The sequence below is a fragment of the Mesorhizobium sp. WSM4844 genome, assembly GCF_055811775.1.
The window spans coordinates 25,792-43,783 of record NZ_JBVVQB010000043.1 but is presented as its reverse complement, the minus strand read 5'-3'; the positions used below and the strand labels follow the sequence as shown (position 1 = coordinate 43,783).

At 63.9% G+C, this 17,992-nt stretch carries 19 protein-coding genes; 5 read left to right on the top strand and 14 right to left on the bottom strand.

The annotated features are described in order from the left end of the window. Positions 1-15 precede the first annotated feature (15 nt). Positions 16-384, top strand: coding sequence for a hypothetical protein (locus tag AC0L2A_RS26415; protein ID WP_473611288.1), 369 nt, complete (start codon positions 16-18; stop codon positions 382-384). Here AC0L2A_RS26415 and AC0L2A_RS26410 read toward each other — a convergent pair. Together AC0L2A_RS26410 and AC0L2A_RS26405 are read right to left on the bottom strand one after the other, a co-directional pair. Further along, on the bottom strand, positions 368-1,591 hold the full coding sequence (locus AC0L2A_RS26410) for a GGDEF domain-containing protein (RefSeq protein ID WP_473611286.1): 1,224 nt from the start codon (positions 1,589-1,591) through the stop codon (positions 368-370). The genes AC0L2A_RS26415 and AC0L2A_RS26410 overlap by 17 nt on opposite strands. Before the next feature lie 179 nt (positions 1,592-1,770). Further along, a complete protein-coding gene (locus AC0L2A_RS26405; protein WP_473611285.1) occupies positions 1,771-2,982 on the bottom strand; it encodes a GGDEF domain-containing protein in 1,212 nt (403 codons plus the stop codon). A gap of 162 nt (positions 2,983-3,144) precedes the next feature. Between AC0L2A_RS26405 and AC0L2A_RS26400 the strand changes: the two genes are divergently transcribed. After that, positions 3,145-3,456 (top strand): hypothetical protein, encoded by a 312-nt coding sequence (locus AC0L2A_RS26400; protein ID WP_023800585.1) that lies wholly within the window; start codon positions 3,145-3,147, stop codon positions 3,454-3,456. 50 nt (positions 3,457-3,506) lie between these two features. Here the strand turns inward: AC0L2A_RS26400 and leuC are convergent, their stop codons facing one another. The 5 genes from leuC to rplS all read right to left on the bottom strand — a co-directional run bounded on the left by leuC (position 3,507) and on the right by rplS (position 8,542). After that, complete coding sequence (gene leuC, locus AC0L2A_RS26395; protein WP_027153727.1) at positions 3,507-4,916, bottom strand: 3-isopropylmalate dehydratase large subunit; 1,410 nt, start codon at positions 4,914-4,916, stop codon at positions 3,507-3,509. A 272-nt stretch (positions 4,917-5,188) separates the two neighbouring features. Then, positions 5,189-5,824 carry a class I SAM-dependent DNA methyltransferase gene (locus AC0L2A_RS26390; protein ID WP_473611284.1) on the bottom strand — a complete coding sequence of 212 codons (636 nt, stop codon included), beginning with the start codon at positions 5,822-5,824 and terminating at the stop codon, positions 5,189-5,191. Between the two features lie 56 nt (positions 5,825-5,880). Continuing rightward, positions 5,881-6,690, bottom strand: a complete 810-nt coding sequence (locus tag AC0L2A_RS26385; protein WP_473611282.1) for an amino acid ABC transporter permease — start codon at positions 6,688-6,690, stop codon at positions 5,881-5,883. A 258-nt stretch (positions 6,691-6,948) separates the two neighbouring features. After that, complete coding sequence (locus tag AC0L2A_RS26380) at positions 6,949-7,746, bottom strand: transporter substrate-binding domain-containing protein (protein WP_473611281.1); 798 nt, start codon at positions 7,744-7,746, stop codon at positions 6,949-6,951. 256 nt (positions 7,747-8,002) lie between these two features. Further along, positions 8,003-8,542 carry a 50S ribosomal protein L19 gene (gene rplS, locus AC0L2A_RS26375; RefSeq protein WP_023800592.1) on the bottom strand — a complete coding sequence of 180 codons (540 nt, stop codon included), beginning with the start codon at positions 8,540-8,542 and terminating at the stop codon, positions 8,003-8,005. Between the two features lie 333 nt (positions 8,543-8,875). Here rplS and AC0L2A_RS26370 point away from each other — a divergent pair, with 333 nt between their 5' ends. Next, complete coding sequence (locus AC0L2A_RS26370; RefSeq protein WP_091592219.1) at positions 8,876-9,628, top strand: sulfite exporter TauE/SafE family protein; 753 nt, start codon at positions 8,876-8,878, stop codon at positions 9,626-9,628. Here the strand turns inward: AC0L2A_RS26370 and trmD are convergent. Together trmD and rimM are read right to left on the bottom strand one after the other, a co-directional pair. Beyond that, a complete protein-coding gene (trmD, locus tag AC0L2A_RS26365; protein WP_473611280.1) occupies positions 9,610-10,308 on the bottom strand; it encodes a tRNA (guanosine(37)-N1)-methyltransferase TrmD in 699 nt (232 codons plus the stop codon). The genes AC0L2A_RS26370 and trmD overlap by 19 nt on opposite strands. Continuing rightward, a complete protein-coding gene (rimM, locus tag AC0L2A_RS26360) occupies positions 10,305-10,904 on the bottom strand; it encodes a ribosome maturation factor RimM (RefSeq protein WP_287222732.1) in 600 nt (199 codons plus the stop codon). The genes trmD and rimM overlap by 4 nt, the downstream gene beginning before the upstream one ends. A 132-nt stretch (positions 10,905-11,036) precedes the next feature. On the opposite strand from rimM, the gene AC0L2A_RS26355 reads away from it, so the two are divergent. Together AC0L2A_RS26355 and AC0L2A_RS26350 are read left to right on the top strand one after the other, a co-directional pair. After that, on the top strand, positions 11,037-11,975 hold the full coding sequence (locus tag AC0L2A_RS26355; RefSeq protein WP_128187221.1) for a tyrosine recombinase XerC: 939 nt from the start codon (positions 11,037-11,039) through the stop codon (positions 11,973-11,975). A 113-nt stretch (positions 11,976-12,088) separates the two neighbouring features. After that, a complete protein-coding gene (locus AC0L2A_RS26350) occupies positions 12,089-13,171 on the top strand; it encodes a TraB/GumN family protein (RefSeq protein WP_128187223.1) in 1,083 nt (360 codons plus the stop codon). A 360-nt stretch (positions 13,172-13,531) separates the two neighbouring features. On the opposite strand, the gene AC0L2A_RS26345 is transcribed toward AC0L2A_RS26350, so the two are convergent. From AC0L2A_RS26345 to odhB, 5 genes are all read right to left on the bottom strand, one after another. Next, entirely contained in the window at positions 13,532-13,762 is a 231-nt protein-coding gene (locus AC0L2A_RS26345) for a hypothetical protein (RefSeq protein WP_473611278.1), read from the bottom strand. A 125-nt stretch (positions 13,763-13,887) separates the two neighbouring features. Beyond that, positions 13,888-15,294: a dihydrolipoyl dehydrogenase gene (lpdA, locus tag AC0L2A_RS26340; protein WP_473611277.1), complete on the bottom strand. Its 1,407-nt coding sequence runs from the start codon at positions 15,292-15,294 to the stop codon at positions 13,888-13,890. 38 nt (positions 15,295-15,332) lie between these two features. Further along, positions 15,333-16,088 (bottom strand): SDR family oxidoreductase, encoded by a 756-nt coding sequence (locus AC0L2A_RS26335; protein ID WP_473611276.1) that lies wholly within the window; start codon positions 16,086-16,088, stop codon positions 15,333-15,335. Then, positions 16,085-16,570: a hypothetical protein gene (locus AC0L2A_RS26330; RefSeq protein WP_473611274.1), complete on the bottom strand. Its 486-nt coding sequence runs from the start codon at positions 16,568-16,570 to the stop codon at positions 16,085-16,087. Before AC0L2A_RS26330 ends, AC0L2A_RS26335 begins: the two co-directional genes overlap by 4 nt. Positions 16,571-16,638: 68 nt before the next feature. Continuing rightward, on the bottom strand, positions 16,639-17,946 hold the full coding sequence (gene odhB, locus AC0L2A_RS26325; protein WP_473611273.1) for a 2-oxoglutarate dehydrogenase complex dihydrolipoyllysine-residue succinyltransferase: 1,308 nt from the start codon (positions 17,944-17,946) through the stop codon (positions 16,639-16,641). Between the last annotated feature and the right edge of the window lie 46 nt (positions 17,947-17,992).

Below are 17,992 nucleotides of genomic sequence, written 5' to 3'. Positions count from 1 at the left end.
CAAATGAGGGACGCCATGCGTTCGAATTCAGCCAGATCGCGCCTTCCGGCGCCCGTCTCGATGGCCGTCGTCCTGGTGGCGGTGGCCATCGGCTTCGCAGCGCCGGCACGCGCCGGGACGCGCGACCGCGTCTATGCCGATTCCTTCGGCAACCTCGTCATCGAGAGCGCCGCCGGCTACAAGCGCATCCTCGTTGGCGAGGGCGAACTGGCCAAGGAAATGTCGGATTACGTCGGTGCCGGCAAGCCCAAAATCGTCTATCAAGACGAACCGGACGATGTCAGCAGCCGCGACTGCTACAGGCCGCCGGTTTTCGTCAAGGGCCGCAGCTATATGTACGGGCTTTCCGACGGCGAGATGCCGGAGCTTAGCCCCTGCCGCTGATCTTCGGCCCGACATTGGCGACAGCCGGCTGCCGGGCGGCGATTGATCCTATCGAGATCCGCACGCAATTGCGTCCGCTGCCCTTCGCTTGGTAGAGCGCTTCGTCGGCGCGCCGCAGCAGGTCGGAAAAATTCTCAGTCGGGTGGAGCTCGGCAACGCCGAAGCTGGCGGTGCAACGATGGTTCGCCGGCAGACAGTCGATCGGCAACGCCCCGAAAGCGCTGCGCGTGCCTTCGGCGAAGAGCCGCGCGGCAGCGAGGTTGGTTCCCGGCAGGATGATGGCGAATTCCTCACCACCGATGCGGCCGGCGACGTGATGCTCGGCGGCCGCATCACGCAGGAAGCCGGCAAAGGCCTCGATGACCCTGTCGCCGGATGCATGGCCGAAACTGTCGTTGATGCTCTTGAAATGGTCGAGGTCGGCGATGACCAGCGCGACCGGAATACCCCTGCGCACGGCGTCACGCATCGCAAGCTCGGCATGACGCTCGAAGCCGCCACGGTTGAGCAGCCTCGATAGCGTGTCCGTCTCCGACTTCGACGTCGCTTCGGCGAGCACGTCGCGGACCAGAATGATCAGGATGAGAAGCGCGATTGTCATGGCAAACACCGTGCCAAGCGATTGCGACACCAGAGCGTAATTGCTCTGCAAATAGGCCTGCGGATTGGCTCCCCAGCCGCCCAATGCATGAGCGATGAACGGCTTGCTCACGAATTGCAGGGCGCTGGCTGCCAGTACGGCCATCAGCGCATGGTCGAGCCAGTCGCGTCTTTGCCTGGACGACCAGACGATGCCGACGCCGACGAACTGCATGGCGGCATAGGGAAGCTGGTAGGCCATCATGCGGGCAAGCGACTGGCGCGGCAGATCCTGCACGAAATACACGGCCACGGTGGCCGCAAACAGGAAGACGAGCATCGGCACCCAAGGCGGCGCCACGGCGTATTTATGGGCAAGCCCGCCATTGAAGGCGATGGTGGCGCCCAGGAAAACGGCGAAGCCCGCGACGACTGCGGGTCGTGCATTGTCGAAGAGCGGAATGCTTAACTCGATGGCGAAATAGGCTATCCCGAGCAGATAACCGAAGACCAGCCAGCGCGCCGGCGCGCGCGCCACGTCGTTGAACGATATGGTCATGAAGGCGGCCGCCAGCAGGCCGGCGACAAGCAGGTTGATTGCAAGGATGAACTCTGCGCCGCCGCCCATGTGGTCTTTCACACTCCCTGCGACAGCAAATCACCAACGGGCGAAAAAGACGTTAACATGGGCGTAGGACGGAATGCGTTCGAATTGAACCGCGCACCCCGCGCTGTTTATTTGTTTTAGCTGCGATTTCTGCGGCGCCAAGTGATTTCCTTGGCTGCAAATGCTCTAGGCGCGGACGATCAGCCGGCTTTGAGCGGCTCCACGACCAGCGCTGTTTCCGACCGTCCATGGGCCGACCGTTCATAGGATAGCCGCACGCTGTCGCGGCCGTTCCGCTTGGCTTTGTAAAGCGCCTCGTCGGCGCGGCGCATCAGCGGCTCCAGCCCCTCTTCGCCAGTGCGGGCCGCCACGCCGAAGCTCGCCGTCACTCTTGTGCCGGGCGGAAGCCCGTCGACGCTGCCCGCCGAATAGAGCGTGCGAATGGCTTCGGCAAACAGCCTTGCCGCGCCAAGGTCGCTCAGCGGCAAAAGCACCGCGAACTCCTCGCCACCGATGCGGCCGGCAACGCCGCTGGTGCCGGCAGCCGATCGAAGCTTGGCGGCGAAATCGGCGATCACGCGATCACCCGCCACATGCCCGTGCAGATCGTTGACTGCCTTGAAGTGATCGAGGTCGGCGAGCACCAGCGCGACCGGCAGGTTGGCGGTGGCGCAGTGCTGCAGGAGATGCGTGGCGCGTTCCTCGAAGCCGCGCCGGTTGAGCAGGCCCGACAGCGGGTCGGTGTACGCCTCGGCCTTCAGCGTTTTCATCACGTCGAGCGCAGCCGCGCAGAACAGGCTAAGCGCGATGAGCAGCGACAGCAGTGCATGCGACAGCAGCGCTGTCGTCCAGTAGGACGAGGCATAGAACCCGTCATAGCTTTGGTAGGGTCCATGCGCGATGACAATAACGAGGGTGCGCGCGACGAAATTCAGCCCGGAAAGCAGCGACAGCACGAACAGCATCATTTCCGTCGGGCCCCTGCCGCGCACCACGCGCAGTTCGGCGGCGACTACCAGGCTGAGCCCGCCGAAAGCGAAATTCATCGCCAGGATTCGCCAGGTGAGATCGGGCTGGATGAACATGAACCAGCAAAAAGCGGCCAGGCCGCCGCTCGCCAGAAAGCCGATCGCAACAAAGGGCACGCGCCGTCCATAACGTGTCACGATCGTGCCGGCGAGACCGCTGGCAGCAATCGTGAAGCAGGTGACGGAGAGCAGTTTGGTCGGCGCCATGCCGATGGGCAGGGTGAAATACTGCAGCAGGAACCCGGCCGCCGAAAGCCAGTAACTGGCGGCGAGCACAGCCAGATAGGCGCAGTGACGCTGATAAAACCACAGCACGAGAAACACCGCGCCGAGCGCAAGCGCGATCGTCGGGTTGAGTAACCCTGTCAGCAGACCGTTGTCCAAAGGACCGTGAACCCCCACGCTTCCGTAAGAGAGACCTTAGGGCGCAAGCCCAAACAAGCGGTTAAGCAAAGTCGAATATGCGCGAGGACCCCCATGAAGCAGTTGCACGGAACTTGAAACCGCGACCGGCGTTTTCCAGCAGCAATCGATGGAGACGCTTTCATGGCCGATACGATCATGCTGACCGACCACGAGGCAATTCGCTCTTGGGCCGCGTCACGTGCCGGATTTCCGGCAATCGTCGATGTATCGCCCGAAACAGGCACGCAAGCCATGCTGAGGCTGGTTTTCGGCCAGCATGCCTATCAGGACCAGGACCAGGCCGAACGCCCGGCCAACGCCGGCGGCTACGAACTGGTCGAATGGGACGAATGGTTCAAGCTGTTCGACGAACGGCAGCTGGCGCTCGTGGTGGCAAAGGATGAACCCGGCCGCCGTGAGCAATTCCACGAATTCGTCAGGCGCCCGGCGTGAAGAGAACCCGAACCGCATCGCGGTTCGGGTTCTGGCAACTCGTCAGCGGGTTATTTCCACTCGCGGATGTCGACGAAATGGCCGGCGATCGCCGCCGCCGCCGCCATCGCCGGCGACACCAGATGGGTGCGGCCCTTAAAACCCTGGCGGCCCTCGAAATTGCGGTTCGAGGTCGAGGCGCAGCGCTCATGCGGCTTCAGCCGGTCGTCGTTCATGGCAAGGCACATCGAGCAGCCCGGCTCGCGCCAATCGAAGCCAGCGGCGACAAAGATCTTGTCGAGACCTTCGGCCTCCGCCTGCTCCTTGACCAGACCGGAGCCCGGCACGATCATCGCATCGACGTGAGGGCTGACTTTCTTGCCCTCGACCACCTTGGCGACAGCGCGGAGATCCTCGATGCGGCCGTTGGTGCAGGAGCCGATGAAGACGCGGTCGAGCGCGATATCGGTGATCTTGGTGCCTGGGGTCAGGCCCATATAGTCGAGCGCGCGCTGCTTGGACGTACGCTTGTTCTCATCGGTGATATCGTCGGGGTTCGGCACGATGCCCTGGACCGAGACGACGTCCTCGGGCGAGGAGCCCCAGGAGACGATCGGCGGCAGTTTCGCCGCGTCGAGCACGACCACCTTGTCGAAATGCGCGCCCTCGTCGGACTGCAGCGTCTTCCAGTAGGCGAGCGCGGCGTCCCATGCCTCGCCCTTCGGCGCGCGCGGCTTGTCCTTGACATAGGCGAAGGTTGTCTCGTCAGGCGCGATCAGGCCGGCCCGGGCACCGCCCTCGATCGACATGTTGCAGATGGTCATGCGGCCTTCCATGGACAGCGCGCGGATCGCTTCGCCGGCATATTCGATGACGTAGCCGGTGCCGCCGGCAGTGCCGATCTCGCCGATGATCGCCAAAATAATGTCCTTGGCGGTGACGCCTTCCGGCAGCACGCCGTCCACGCGCACCAGCATGTTCTTGGCCTTGCGCTGGATCAGCGTCTGCGTGGCCAGCACATGCTCGACTTCCGACGTGCCGATGCCGTGCGCCAATGCGCCGAACGCACCATGCGTCGAGGTGTGGCTGTCGCCGCAGACGATGGTCATGCCGGGCAGCGTAAAGCCCTGCTCCGGACCGATGATGTGGACGATGCCCTGGCGGATATCCTTCTCGGAATAGTATTCGACGCCAAAATCCTTGGCGTTCCTGGCCAGCGCCTCGACCTGGATGCGGCTTTCCTCGTTCTTGATGCCGAACTTGCGCTCGGGCGAGGTCGATACATTGTGATCGACCACGGCCAGCGTCTTTTCCGGATGGCGGACCTTTCTGCCGGTCATGCGCAGGCCTTCGAAAGCTTGCGGGCTGGTCACTTCATGGACGAGGTGACGGTCGATATAGAGCAGGCAGGTGCCGTCGTCCTGGCGGTCGACGACATGGTCGTCGAATATCTTGTCGTAGAGGGTGCGCGGTGCGCTCATGTGCGTAAATCCGTCGATATGAAAATGGGAAGCGACTAGCGCCGGCTAGCCGGCAAACAGGGCCTAGCCCGGATATCTCAGCGAAGTCGGCTGGTCAGAGCGCCGGAAACGCGCGCCGAGAACCGCGACGGCAGGCGTTTTCTGTCCTGCAGCACGAAACCCTTGTAAGCCGGATCGCCAAAAAGCTGTTCCATGGCGTGGCTCATACCAATGTTTTGGCTTTTCGGCAATCGCGGCGGCGTTCGCAGAACCTGGGTTCTGCAAACCGGTATTCAAACCACCTCGAACACAAATGTCTTCACCAGCGCCTCAGGTTCGGCGATCGCATAGCAGCGGAACCACGGGCTTTCTTCGACCGGCCGCCATTTTTTCGCCTGCTCCAGTTCGTCGAACGTCGCCTGAAACCCGCCGCTCGCAAAAACCTGGTCGCGAACGGTGAAGATGGCGTGGCCGCCCTTCCTGGTGATGCGCACCAGTTCATGCAGGCCGGAGGCCGGTGCATGGCTGATGGTGAACACGCCGGTCGAGAAGAAGGCGCGGAAATGCCGGTCCGGCCAGGGCAGCGGATCGCCGAGCATCGCCTGTTTCAGCTCGCTGTAAGCCTGCCGGCTGCCGGCGATTTTCAGCATTTCAGCCGACAGGTCGAGCCCAGTGATGTCCTCATAGCCCAGCGCCTTGAGCGACGGTCCCGACAGGCCGGTGCCGCAGCCGGCGTCGAGCAGCGGCCCCTCGCCTGACGGCACATGGCGCGCCACCCAGGCGGCGATCAGGAACGGCAGGAGGTAGCCGAGCGCGGCGGTTTCGCTGTCATAGGTCGCAGCCCAGGCGGCGTAGGCCTTGGCAAGCGCTTCCGGCGTGTCGGCCGTATAGACCGCATCCAGCGCCGCATTGGCTTTGTCGACGATCACTGCTTTCTCCGGACACAGGACATATGCCGCATGGTAGCGCCGTCCTCGCCTGCCGCCTATCGCTCATCTTGGCGGCGCAGCCGCTTCTCCAGCGCCCGCAAGGCCAGCGACAGGCCGACCGTCAGGATGAGATAGATATAAGCGACGATCGAATAGGTCTCGAAGAAGCGGAACGAGCCGGCTGCATAGATCTTGCCCATCTGGGTGATGTCGGCGACGCCGAGCACCGAGACCAGCGAGGAATCCTTGACCATGGCGACGAAATCATTGCCGAGCGGCGGCAGGATGGTGCGGATCGCCTGCGGAAAGACGATCAGCCGAAAACGCTGGGTGCGCGTCAGCCCCAGCGCCTTCGCGGCCTCGATCTGGCCCTTCTCGACCGCCTCGATGCCGGCGCGGAAGACCTCCGAGATGAAGGCCGAGTAGCCGATGGTCAGCGCCATGATGGCGCGCCATAGCAACGATACGTCGCGTATCATTAGCTCGCCGAACAGGCCGGCGCTCTGCAGCGGCGCCGTCAGCGCGTTCCATCCCGCGACGAAGGCCGGCGCGCCGGCGAAGGCGATCCAGAACAACAGCACCAGCATTGGCACGCCGCGAATGATCTCGACATAGAAGCGCGCGATCTGGCGCAGCCAGCGCGACCCCGACAGCCCCATCAGCGCAATGCCGAGCCCGATTGCCGAGGCCAGCGCGAAGGCGACCATTGTGACGAACACGGTGATGCCGATGCCCTTGGCGACGGTCGCGAAAACCTGGGCATAGAGGTCGCTCGCGGCGATGAAGATAGCGGCTGCCAGGGCGAGCGCCGCGGCCGCGGCGAGCCACCAGGGGAAGTCGGACTTGGCGGTGGAAGGGGGCGGCATCAGGCGACGCCGGCAAAGCAGACATCGCGAAGGCATGGTGCCAAGGCACCCCCCTCTGTCCTGCCGGACATCTCCCCCTCAAGGGGGGAGATTGGCTGCTTCGCGGATAGCGCCCACTTGCCAACCTTGGAGATTAGCGAAAGCTGAGGTGACATCCAATCTCCCCCCGTGAGGGGGAGATGCCCGGCAGGGCAGAGGGGGGTCTCGCAGAGCAAAGTCGGTGAGCGTTCTAGCGCGCAATCGTCATGCAAGACGAGCTCACTGCCCCATCTTGTAATCAAGGAACCATTTCTTGTTGAGCGCGTCGAGTGTGCCGTCGGCCTTCAGCGCGGCGATGGCTGCGTTGACCGGTTTCACCAGATCCGAGCCTTTCGGAAAAATAAAGCCGAAATCCTCGGTGCCGAGTGGTCCGCCGATCAGCTTCAGCCCGCCATTGGACGCCTCGACATAGCCCTTGCCGGCAGTGCCGTCGGTCAGCACGACATCGACGTCGCCGGTCTTCAGCGCCTGCACCGTGGCGCCGAACGTCTCGAACAGTTTTATGCGCGGGTTCTGCTCATTGCCGTCGAGCACGCTGTAGACAGCGGTGTAGAACGGCGTGGTGCCGGGTTGCGCGCCGATCAACCCGTCCTTGAAAGCGCCGAGCGTCTTGGCGTCGGTGAAGCGCTTCTCGTCGCCGCGCACCAGCATGAACTGTTCCGAGCGCATATAGGGGTCGGAGAAATCCACCTTCTGCTTGCGATCGTCCTTGATGGTGATGCCGGTCATGCCGATGTTGTACTGGTTGTCGGAAACCGCCTGGATCATCGCGTCCCAGGAGGTGTTCTGGTACTCGACCTGGAAATTCAGCCGCTTGGCGATCTCGTTCATCGCGTCATATTCCCAGCCGATCTGCTTGCCGGTCTTGGCGTCGATGAACTGCAGCGGCGGATAGGCGTTTTCCGTCACCACCACCACCTTCTTGCCGCCGAGATCGGGCAGCGCCTGCGCCAGGGCGGCGACGGGCGCAAGTACCAGAGCCAACAGGCCGGCCAACAGCAGTTTCGATTTGATCATGGTACACCCCGGGCATTTGAACGGCCTCGACATGGTCGAGGCTTGCAGGAAATCCGGCGCCGACTTTAGCTTTCCGCAGGCGCCTTGCAAGCCGGCTTGATGCGGCTTCGCGCGAAAATGGATTCCATGCTTTCACGGCATTACGGAACGATCCGTTTCGATTGCGCACCGGCGGCCCGGCAAAATCGAAACCCATTCCGCGAGGCAAAAAAGGCGGCCGAAGCCGCCTTTCCGAAACATGGTTTTTGAATTCGCCTTATTCGGCGGCAGCGGCTTCCTCGGCCTTGGCGGCCTCGTCGGCGGCCTTCTTCTCGGCGGCTTCCTGCGCGGCCTTCTCGGCGGCCAGCGCCTGGGCGGCTGCCACCTTCTCGGCCTCGATGCGGGCCTTCTCGGCGTTCAGCGCATCGCGCTCCTCATCGTTCAGCTTGCGGGCGCGCACGCCGGTGTTTTCCGAAATGCGGGCCGACTTGCCGCGACGATCGCGCAGGTAATAGAGCTTGGCGCGGCGCACCTTGCCGCGGCGCACGATCTCGACGCCCTCGACCATCGGCGAAAAGACCGGGAACACGCGCTCCACGCCTTCGCCGTAGGAAATCTTGCGAACGGTGAAATTCTCCTGGAAACCGGCGCCGGCGCGGGCGATGACGACGCCCTCATAGGCCTGGACGCGGGTGCGGGTGCCTTCGGTCACGCGGACCTGGACGCGTACGGTGTCGCCGGGCTGGAATTCGGGAAGCTTGCGCTTGGCTTCGATCTTGGCGGCCTGTTCGGCCTCGAGCTGACGGAGGATATCCATCTCTACAAATCCACTTCTTGTTCTTCCGACAGTCAGAGCGTCCGACACTCGCCTTGCAGTTCCATTGACCGCTCGGCTATGCCCTTTATTCGAGAACATCTGGGTTCGAGAACATCGGGCAGGGGCGACTACACCGTCATTGTTGACGGGTCCGGCAGATTTTCTCCCGGTTCGGCGCGCACATACAGCTATTTCGACGCTTTGTCACGCCTTTGCCGCGTTCTTTTTTGGTCGTTGGTCAACGTCGCAATCTTCCGGCACAGGGGTTGCGTTGAAGGCCCAAGCTTTTTAAGCCGGGCAGAACGTGACTTTCCTCCGGCGGCAACACCCTCCATGCCAGTTCTCGATGCGGCCCTGCTCTTTTTCGCGGGCTTTCTGTCAGGTGCCGTCAACGCCATAGCCGGCGGCGGGACATTCATAACCTTCGGCGCCATGTCGCTGGTCGGCTTGCCGCCGATCGTCGCCAACGCCACCTCGTCGCTGACGCAATTTCCCGGCTACATCACCTCGACGCTCGCCTACTGGTCCGACATCAAGCATTTCTGGCGCACCGCGTTGCTGCTCGGCCTTATCTCGGCTTTTGGCGCGCTGGCCGGTGCGCTCATCCTTCTGGCGCTCGACAATCCGTCGTTTCGCGTCCTGGTGCCCTGGCTGCTGCTCGCGGCAACCGCGCTGTTCGCCGCCGGGCCGTGGCTGAAGCCGGCGCCCAAGCCGGGCCGTCAGGCCGCGGTGGGTTCGCTGGTCGGTTCCCTGGCGCAGTTCGCCACCGCCGTCTATGGCGGCTTCTTCGGCGCCGGCATGGGCGTCATGATGCTGGCGACGCTCGGCCTCACCCAGGCCGGCGACTATCACCGCCTCAACGCGCTGAAGAACCTGCTGGCCGTGGTCATCGCGGCAGTAGCCATCCTGGTCTTCGTCTCCGGCGACGTCATCGCCTGGCGGCAGGCGATCGTCATGATACCGGGCGGCGCGCTGGGCGGCTATGCCGGCGTCTGGATCGCCAAGCGCGTGCCGCAAATTGCCGTGCGTGGCTTCGTCGTCGGGGTCGGAGTGTTTCTTGCCTTCTATTACTTCACCAAGGGCTGAGCGGCTAACAGGTCCGGCCGCCGCTCTTTCGTCAATCTTTCCGATTCGGCGCGTCGCCACGCGGCGATCTTCTGATGATTGCCCGAGGTGAGAACCTCGGGGATTTGCTGGCCCTCGAATTCCTGCGGACGCGTGTAGTGCGGATGTTCGAGCAGGCCGTTTTCAAAGCTCTCTTCATCGCCCGACACCGTATTGCCCATCACGCCGGGCAACAGCCGCACCACGGCGTCGAGCAGCACCAGCGCTGCCGGCTCGCCGCCGGAGAGGATGAAGTCGCCGACCGAGACCTCCTCCAGCCCCCGCGCGTCAATCACCCGCTGGTCGACGCCTTCGAAGCGTCCGCAGACGATCACCGCGCCCGGCCCCGCGGCCAGTTCGCGCACACGCACCTGCGTCAGCGGTTTTCCACGCGGGCTCATCAGCAGCCGTGGCCGTGGATCGCCCGGTGGCGAGCTATGGTCGATCGCCTTGGCCAGAACGTCGGCGCGCATCACCATGCCGGCGCCGCCGCCGGCCGGCGTGTCGTCGACGGTGCGATGGCGATCGGTGGCGAAATCGCGGATTTGGATTGCTTCCAGCGACCATGTGCCGGCCTCCAGCGCCCGGCCGGCCAGTGACACGCCGAGTGCACCGGGAAACATTTCGGGATAGAGCGTCAGCACCGAGGCGGAAAAACTCACCGGTTGCCCCCGGCGTCCTTCGGCCCGCGCGGCCTGCCTTTCGGGTCGAAACCATCGCTGCCAGGAGCATCGCTGTCTTCGTCATCGATCAAGCCCGCCGCCGCCGGATCGATGCGGACGAAACCGTCCTTGATCGACACGTCAGGAACGGCAGCCTGCGTGAACGGGACCAGCACGCCTTTGCGCCCCGCCAATATCACGTCGAGGATATCGCCACCGCCGAAATTATGCACGGCGACGACCTTGCCGATGTCAGCACCGGTATCGTCCCGGACCGCCAGCCCGACGAGATCGGCATGATAGAACTCGTCCTCTTCGCCGTCGTCCGGCAGCATCGAGCGGTCGACGAATAATTCCGTGCCGGCGAGCGCCTCGGCAGCGTTTCGGTCGCTGATACCTTTGAAGCGCACCACCACGACGTTATTGGCCGGCCTGATGTCGACGATCTGGAAGGCGCGGCCGTCCCTGGCATAGAGCGGCCCGTAGTCGGCCAGCGCCAGCGGATCGCCGGTGAAGGTTTTCACGCGCAATTCGCCCTTGATGCCATGGGCGGCGCCGATCACGGCCATCTGGACAGGGTTTTGCGGTTTGGTCATCGGTGGAAAAATCCTTTGCCTTGCTCTAGCTCCACGCTCTTGTCATTTCAATGACGCGGCTCTTCACCGCTTCCTAACCCGGCTGCCGGAAGATCGCCCGGAAATGGAAGAGCGGCATATCGGAAGAGCGCAATGCAGGAATTCCTCATCCCGGCCAAGCCAGACCTTCAGGCGGCCCGCGAAAGCTGGCTCAAGATGCTGGCGCGCGAGCGCCGGCTGTCGCCGGAAACCGTGGAAGCCTATGAGCGCGACACGCGCCAGTTCCTGCACTTCCTGACCGGCCATTGCGGCGGCTCGCCCGGCATTTCGGATATAGCCGATCTGCGCCCGGCCGATCTGCGCGGCTTTCTGGCTGCCCGCCGTGCCGGAGGCGCCGGCGCCCGCACGCTCGGGCGGGGGCTCGCCGGCATCCGCTCGCTGCTGCGCTTTCTGGAGCGGCGCGGCCTCGTCAATGCGGCGGGTGCTGCGGCACTGCGCGCGCCGCGGCAGCCGAAGTCGCTGCCCAAGCCGCTGACGGCAAGCGATGCGAAACACGTCGTTTCGGTGGAAGGCCAGCTGGCGGAGCAACCGTGGATCGCCGCCCGCAACGCCGCCGTGCTGACGCTGCTCTACGGCTCGGGCCTGCGCATTTCCGAGGCGCTCGGCCTGTCCGGCGGCGACCTGTCGTCGCCTGATGAAACGGTGCTGCGCGTCACCGGCAAGGGCGGCAAGACGCGGCTGGTGCCGGTGCTGCCGATCGCGCTGCGGGCGATCGCCCAATACCGCCGGCTCTGCCCCTATCATCTCGATCCGAAGGGTCTGCTGTTTCGCGGCGCCCGCGGCGGCCCGCTCAACCCGGCCATCGTCCAGCGCGACATGGCCAAGCTGCGCTCGGCGCTCAATCTGCCGGACACCGCCACGCCGCATGCGTTGCGCCATTCCTTCGCCACACATCTGCTTGGGCGGGGCGGCGACCTGCGCACCATCCAGGAACTTTTGGGCCACGCCAGCCTGTCGACGACGCAGATCTATACCGGCGTCGACACCGCGAGGCTGCTCGAAATCTATGAAGCGGCCCACCCGCGGGCGTAGCCGACGCATGATTTCGCAAGTTGCAGCCAGGGTATGCGCCGTCGAACGATGTCCGAGACAATTTTGCCGCGCCGGTTAACCGTTTCGCCGTTCTTTGTCTCTAAAAGCGAGCCATGAAACGCGTCATTGCTATCGCCGACCGCACTGCCTTTGCTTCGCTGAAGCTGCTCGTCGCGCTGAACGTCCTGTTTTTCCTCTCTTTCCTCGTCATCGCGCTGCTCGCCGCCGGCAGGGCGCGCGCTGAAACCCCAGGGGCTGAAACCCAGGTCTGCGCCGGCGCCGACATGCTGTCGGCCTTGCAGAAGGACGACCCGGCCGCCTACCGCAAGATCGAGACGGAAGCGGCCGCGACACCGAACGGTAAGGGCCTGTTGTGGAAACTGGAAAAGGCGGGCGAAAGACCGTCCTTCCTGTTCGGCACCATGCACATGACCGACCCGCGCGTGACCGCGCTGCCGCCCGCCGCGCAAAAGGCCTTTGACGCCGCCGACACTGTCGTCATCGAGACCACGGAGGTGCTCGACAAGCAGAAGATGATGGCGGCGTTCCTGAAAGAGCCGGAGCTAATGATGTTCACCGACAGCACCACGCTGTCCTCGCTGCTGTCGCCGGACGATGCGGCGGCGGTGAACAAGGCGCTCGACGCGCGCGGCATTCCACCGGCGAGCGTTGCCAAGATGAAGCCGTGGATGCTGTCGACCATGGTCGCGCTCCCGGCCTGTGAACTGGCCCGCCAGGCCGGCGGCACGCCGGTGCTCGACATCAAGCTTGCAGAGGACGCCAAAGCCTCAGGCAAGGCCGTCGATGGGTTGGAGACCGTCGCCGACCAGCTTCGCGCCATGGCCTCGCTGCCGCTTGCGTTTCACATGAAGGGCCTCGTCGACACCCTGAAGCTCGGCGACAGGGTGAACGACGTCAATGAAACCATGATCGTGCTTTACCAGCGCGGCGACACCGGCATGCTCTGGCCGCTGTTTCGTGCCGTCCTTCCCGGCGACGAAGACGATTCAGCAAGCTATGCCGCCTTCGAGGAAATCATGATCACCAGCCGCAACAAGGTGATGATCGACCATGCCAGGCCGATCCTCGCCAAGGGCAACGTGTTCATGGCGGTCGGCGCCCTGCACCTCCCTGGCGCGGAGGGCCTGGTCGAGGATTTCCGCAAGGCCGGCTACACCGTCACTGCCGTCGACTGAGTTGCACGGTCGAGTTGCAGACCCGGCAAAGGCGTGATTCGGGGCGACGCTTTGCCCGAATCGCCGGAGGTTTGTCTCAGTACAGGACGGTCGAAGGGTCTAATTTGGCTCGATCACGGTGAGTTTTGCGAGTAAAGTGCTTGCAGACAAACGATTCCCGGCGAAGAATGCCCTGTTTTCGGCGTTTTCGATTCCTAGCGTGAAACCTGTTCAACGATTGCGCGTTGATGTGTGTTGATTGATACTTTTCATCCACGGAGGACACTTTTATGGCGAATCCAAACGACCCGTACACCACTCCGACCCCCCCTCCCAAGTCGGGTGGCGGCAGCACCGGTTGGCTGATTGCCCTGGTCGTCGTTATCCTGGCCATCGTCGCTTATTATATTTTTGGAACAAGCGGTGAGGCGCCAGAGCCTGGTGAACCGCCGGCTGCAACCACGCCGGCCCCGGCGCCAGCGCCCGCTGAACCAACGCCTGCCCCGGCCCCTGCAGAGCCTGCTCCTGCCCCGGCGCCGGCAGAACCAGCGCCCGCTCCGGCGCCAGCAGAACCAGCGCCAGCTCCGGCTCCGGCACCTGCAGAGCCAGCACCTGCTCCGGCCCCCGCACCAGCCCCGCAGTGATCGGCTGCTGACTTCAAATACGAACGGCCCGCTGAAAAGCGGGCCGTTTTTGTTTTGAGCCGTCAGATGGCTGCCGGAGTTCCTTGGGAAGGCCTACATGTGGATCGGCTTGAAGAAGGTCGCCAGTGCCGCTTCCTTCACCGCTTCCGACATCGTCGGATGGGCGTGGCAGGTGCGGGCAAGATCTTCCGACGAGCCGCCGAACTCCATCAGCACCGCCGCCTCGTGGATCATCTCGCCGGCGCCGAAGCCGACGATGTGGACGCCGAGCACGCGATCGCTCTGCTTGTCCGCCAGGACCTTCACGAAGCCGTCGGTGTGTAGCATGGCGCGCGCCCGGCCATTGGCGCTGAACGGAAACTTGCCGGCCTTGTAGTCGATGCCGGCCGCCTTCAGCTCTTCCTCTGTCTTGCCCACCGAGGCGATTTCCGGACTGGTGTAGACGACGTTCGGGATCACGCCGTAATTCACATGGCCGGCCTGGCCGGCAATGATCTCGGCCACCGCCACGCCCTCGTCCTCGGCCTTGTGGGCGAGCATCGGCCCGGCGATGACGTCGCCGATGGCATAGATGCCGGGGACATTGGTCGTGAGATGCCCGTCGGTCTTGACCCGGCCGCGCTCGTCGACCTCGACCCCGGCCTCCTTCAGCCCGAGACTGTCCGAATAGGCCCGGCGTCCCGTCGCGATCAGCACCGCATCCGCCTCGATCGTCTCGGCCGCGCCGCCCTTGACCGGCTCGAAGGTGACGGTGGCGCCCTTCTTGGCCTTGGCGACACCGGTCACCTTGGCGCCGAGCCTGAATTCTATGCCTTGCTTGGACAGCATGCGCTGGAACTGTTTGGCGACCTCGCCGTCCATGCCGCCGAGAATGGTGTCGAGGAACTCGACGACGGTCACCTTGGCGCCGAGCCGCGCCCATACCGAGCCGAGCTCCAGCCCGATGACGCCGCCGCCGACCACCACCAGGTGACCCGGCACCTTGTCCAGCGACAGCGCGCCGGTCGACGACATGATCACTTTCTCGTCAAATTCGACCTTGACGCCCGGGATGCCGGTGACATCGGAGCCGGTGGCGATGACGATGTTCCTGGTCTCGATCTCCTCGACCTTGCCGTCCTCGCCGGTCACCGACACTTTTCCGGCGGACAGGACCTTGCCGGTGCCGCGAAAGCTGTCGATCTTGTTCTTTTTGAACAGGAAGGCGACGCCGTTGACGTTGGACGCCACTGTCGCGTCCTTGTGCGCCATCATCTTTTCCAGATTGAGCTTCGGCGCGCCGATTTCGACGCCCAGCGTGTCGAAGGAATGACCGGCCTCAGAAAATATCTCGGAGGCATGCAGCAGCGCCTTGGACGGGATGCAGCCGATATTGAGGCAGGTGCCGCCGAAGGTCGGGTTCTTCTCGACCACCGCCGTCTTCAGGCCGAGCTGTGCCGCCTTGACGGCGCAGACATAGCCGCCTGGTCCCGATCCGATGATAACGACGTCATAAGCCATGATTTTTCCTTCTGGTCTGCACTCAGCCTTGTCTGGGATTAGCGGCCGCCGCCCACTTCCAAATTCGCGCCTGTCGTATAGGACGCCCCGTCCGACAGGAGCCAGAGAATTGCCGCGGCGACCTCTTCGGCGGTTCCCGCCCTTTGCATCGGCACGCCGTGACGCATCCTCTCGACGCGATCCGGCTGTCCGCCGGAGGCATGAATTTCGGTATCGACAATCCCTGGACTGACCGCGTTGACGCGAATGCCTTCGCCGGCCACCTCGCGCGCCAGGCCGATTGTGAAGGAATCGATCGCGCCCTTCGAGGCAGCGTAGTCGACATATTCGCCCGGCCCGCCAATTCTCGCTGCAATCGAGGAGACATTGACGATGGCGCCGCCGTTGCCGCCATGGCTGGTCGACATGCGCTTCACCGCTTCGCGGGCACAGAGCATGGGGCCAATGACGTTGATGCGCATCATGCGCTCCAGCCGTGCTCCGCTCATTTCGTCGACACGCGCCCTCTGGTCGACCACGCCAGCGTTGTTGACGAGCGCATCGAGCGGCCCGAAGACATGATCGATCCTCTCGAACATCGCCTGGATATCGGCCTCGCTGCCAACGTCGCCCTTGATGGCCAGCGCTTCGCCGCCGGCCTGTTCGATTGCCTCGACAAGCGCCGTGGCAGCAGCCTCGTTCGATGCGTAGTTGATCGCAACACGGTATCCAGCCGTGACGGCAAGCCTGGATGTGGCAGCGCCGATGCCGCGGCCGCCGCCGGTCACCAGCAGCACTTTTTTGGCCGCGCTCATTCCTGACAGCCCTTCAGCGAAAAAACGTCCCACGGCACCTTTGAAAACCCGTTGGCGCCATAGGCGGTCGACCTCTGCAGCGACGGTCCGAGGTCGGGAAAGATCAGGGTCTTCGGCGCATCGACGCCTTCGGCCGGCAGCAGAGCGACGTTGCCCTTGTCATCCGCACTGTAGACGACCCCCTCCCACAGCGTGCAGGCGGCGAGCTCGTCGCCGGTGACGTCACCTGTCGGGCATTTGTACATCAGCGAACCATGCGGCCGCGCCACGCCTTGCGTCCACATGACGATGCCGTCGAGCACGACATCGTTGTCGAGCACCATCTTGAAGGTGTTGGTGACGACAGCCGATCCCCCTGTCGGCCTGAAATCGATCTCGGCCGCGCTCTCGGCATCGCCATAGACGGCGAGTTCGAACGGGCATGCGGCAAAGGCTGCCGATCCCGTCTGCGCAACACCGGCCGCGCACAGCGTGAAAAACATTCCGGAACGCAAACGAGAGGAACTCATTCGGTGGCGCAGATCCATTCTCCGGCTCACCTCGACCGGGCCTAGAGATCGAGCACCAGCCGTTCCGGATCCTCCAGGCTTTCCTTGACCCGCACCAGGAAGGTCACCGCTTCCTTGCCGTCGACGATGCGGTGATCGTAGGAGAGCGCCAGATACATCATCGGCCGGATCACGATCTGGCCGCCGACCACCACCGGCCGCTCCTGGATCTTGTGCATGCCCAGGATGCCCGACTGCGGCGCATTGAGGATCGGCGTCGACATCAGCGAGCCGTAAACGCCGCCATTCGAGATGGTGAACGTGCCTCCCTGCATATCCGCCACGGAAAGCTTGCCGTCACGCGCAGCAATGCCCAGCCGGCCGATCTCCTTCTCGATCTCGGCTATTCCCATCTGGTCGGCATCGCGCACGACAGGCACAACGAGGCCTTTTTCGGTGCCGACGGCGACGCCGATATGGGCGTAGTTCTTGAAGATGATGTCGGTGCCGTCGATCTCGGCATTGACGGAAGGGATTTCCTTCAGCGCGTGGGTGACGGCCTTGGTGAAGAAGCCCATGAAGCCCAGCTTCACGCCGTGCTTCTTCTCGAACACGTCCTTGTATTTGGTTCTGAGCGCCATCACCGCGCTCATGTCCACCTCGTTGAAGGTGGTCAGCATGGCGGCGGTCGACTGCGCTTCCTTGAGGCGGCGGGCGATGGTCTGCCGCAGCTTGGTCATGCGCACCCGCTCTTCGCGCGACGCGTCGTCGGCCGAGGACGGCGCACGGGCGGCGACCGGTGCAGGGGCCTTCGGCGTCTCGGAAGGCTGCGACGGAGCGCCCCTGGCGATCGCGTCGAGCACGTCGCCCTTGAGCACCTGGCCGCGCTTGCCGGAACCCGAGATCTGGTCGACCGCGAGATTGCTTTCGGCCAGCAGCTTCGCCGCCGCTGGCGCCGGCGGCATCGCGCGTGCCTCGATCGGCCCGGCATCGCCGGCGATCTTGGCGGTCTCGGCCGCGGCTTGCTTGACGGTGGCTGCGGCGGTCGGCGCCGAGGCCTGCGATACCGCGTCCTGCTTCGGTTCGGATGTTGACGCCTTCGCGGGTTCGGGTGCTGCCGCCTTTGCCCCATTGCCCGCCGAAATCATGCCGAGCAAAGCACCGACTTCGACCGTCTCGCCTTCCTTGACGGCGATCTCGCTGAGCGTTCCTGCGGCCGCGGCCGGCACTTCGACCGTGACCTTGTCGGTTTCGAGTTCGACCAGCGGCTCGTCGGTGGCGATCGCGTCGCCCACCTTCTTGAACCATTTGCCGATGGTCGCCTCGGTGACGGATTCGCCAAGAGTGGGGACGCGGATTTCGGTAGCCATTGTGCCTGTCCGTTTTCTGTCGGTTCTGTTCTATTCGCCGAACTCT

Bases quoted from the DNA above. Each gene is read 5' to 3' on its own strand.
- AC0L2A_RS26410 (WP_473611286.1), bottom strand. From the start codon at position 1,591: ATGGGCGGCGGCGCAGAGTTCATCCTTGCAATCAACCTGCTTGTCGCC.
- AC0L2A_RS26355 (WP_128187221.1), top strand. From the start codon at position 11,037: ATGCAGGAATTCCTCATCCCGGCCAAGCCAGACCTTCAGGCGGCCCGC.
- AC0L2A_RS26330 (WP_473611274.1), bottom strand. From the start codon at position 16,570: ATGTTTTTCACGCTGTGCGCGGCCGGTGTTGCGCAGACGGGATCGGCA.
- lpdA (WP_473611277.1), bottom strand. From the start codon at position 15,294: ATGGCTTATGACGTCGTTATCATCGGATCGGGACCAGGCGGCTATGTC.
- rplS (WP_023800592.1), bottom strand. From the start codon at position 8,542: ATGGATATCCTCCGTCAGCTCGAGGCCGAACAGGCCGCCAAGATCGAA.
- AC0L2A_RS26370 (WP_091592219.1), top strand. From the start codon at position 8,876: ATGCCAGTTCTCGATGCGGCCCTGCTCTTTTTCGCGGGCTTTCTGTCA.
- odhB (WP_473611273.1), bottom strand. From the start codon at position 17,946: ATGGCTACCGAAATCCGCGTCCCCACTCTTGGCGAATCCGTCACCGAG.
- AC0L2A_RS26415 (WP_473611288.1), top strand. From the start codon at position 16: ATGCGTTCGAATTCAGCCAGATCGCGCCTTCCGGCGCCCGTCTCGATG.
- AC0L2A_RS26380 (WP_473611281.1), bottom strand. From the start codon at position 7,746: ATGATCAAATCGAAACTGCTGTTGGCCGGCCTGTTGGCTCTGGTACTT.
- AC0L2A_RS26335 (WP_473611276.1), bottom strand. From the start codon at position 16,088: ATGAGCGCGGCCAAAAAAGTGCTGCTGGTGACCGGCGGCGGCCGCGGC.
- leuC (WP_027153727.1), bottom strand. From the start codon at position 4,916: ATGAGCGCACCGCGCACCCTCTACGACAAGATATTCGACGACCATGTC.
- AC0L2A_RS26400 (WP_023800585.1), top strand. From the start codon at position 3,145: ATGGCCGATACGATCATGCTGACCGACCACGAGGCAATTCGCTCTTGG.
- AC0L2A_RS26350 (WP_128187223.1), top strand. From the start codon at position 12,089: ATGAAACGCGTCATTGCTATCGCCGACCGCACTGCCTTTGCTTCGCTG.
- rimM (WP_287222732.1), bottom strand. From the start codon at position 10,904: ATGACCAAACCGCAAAACCCTGTCCAGATGGCCGTGATCGGCGCCGCC.
- AC0L2A_RS26385 (WP_473611282.1), bottom strand. From the start codon at position 6,690: ATGCCGCCCCCTTCCACCGCCAAGTCCGACTTCCCCTGGTGGCTCGCC.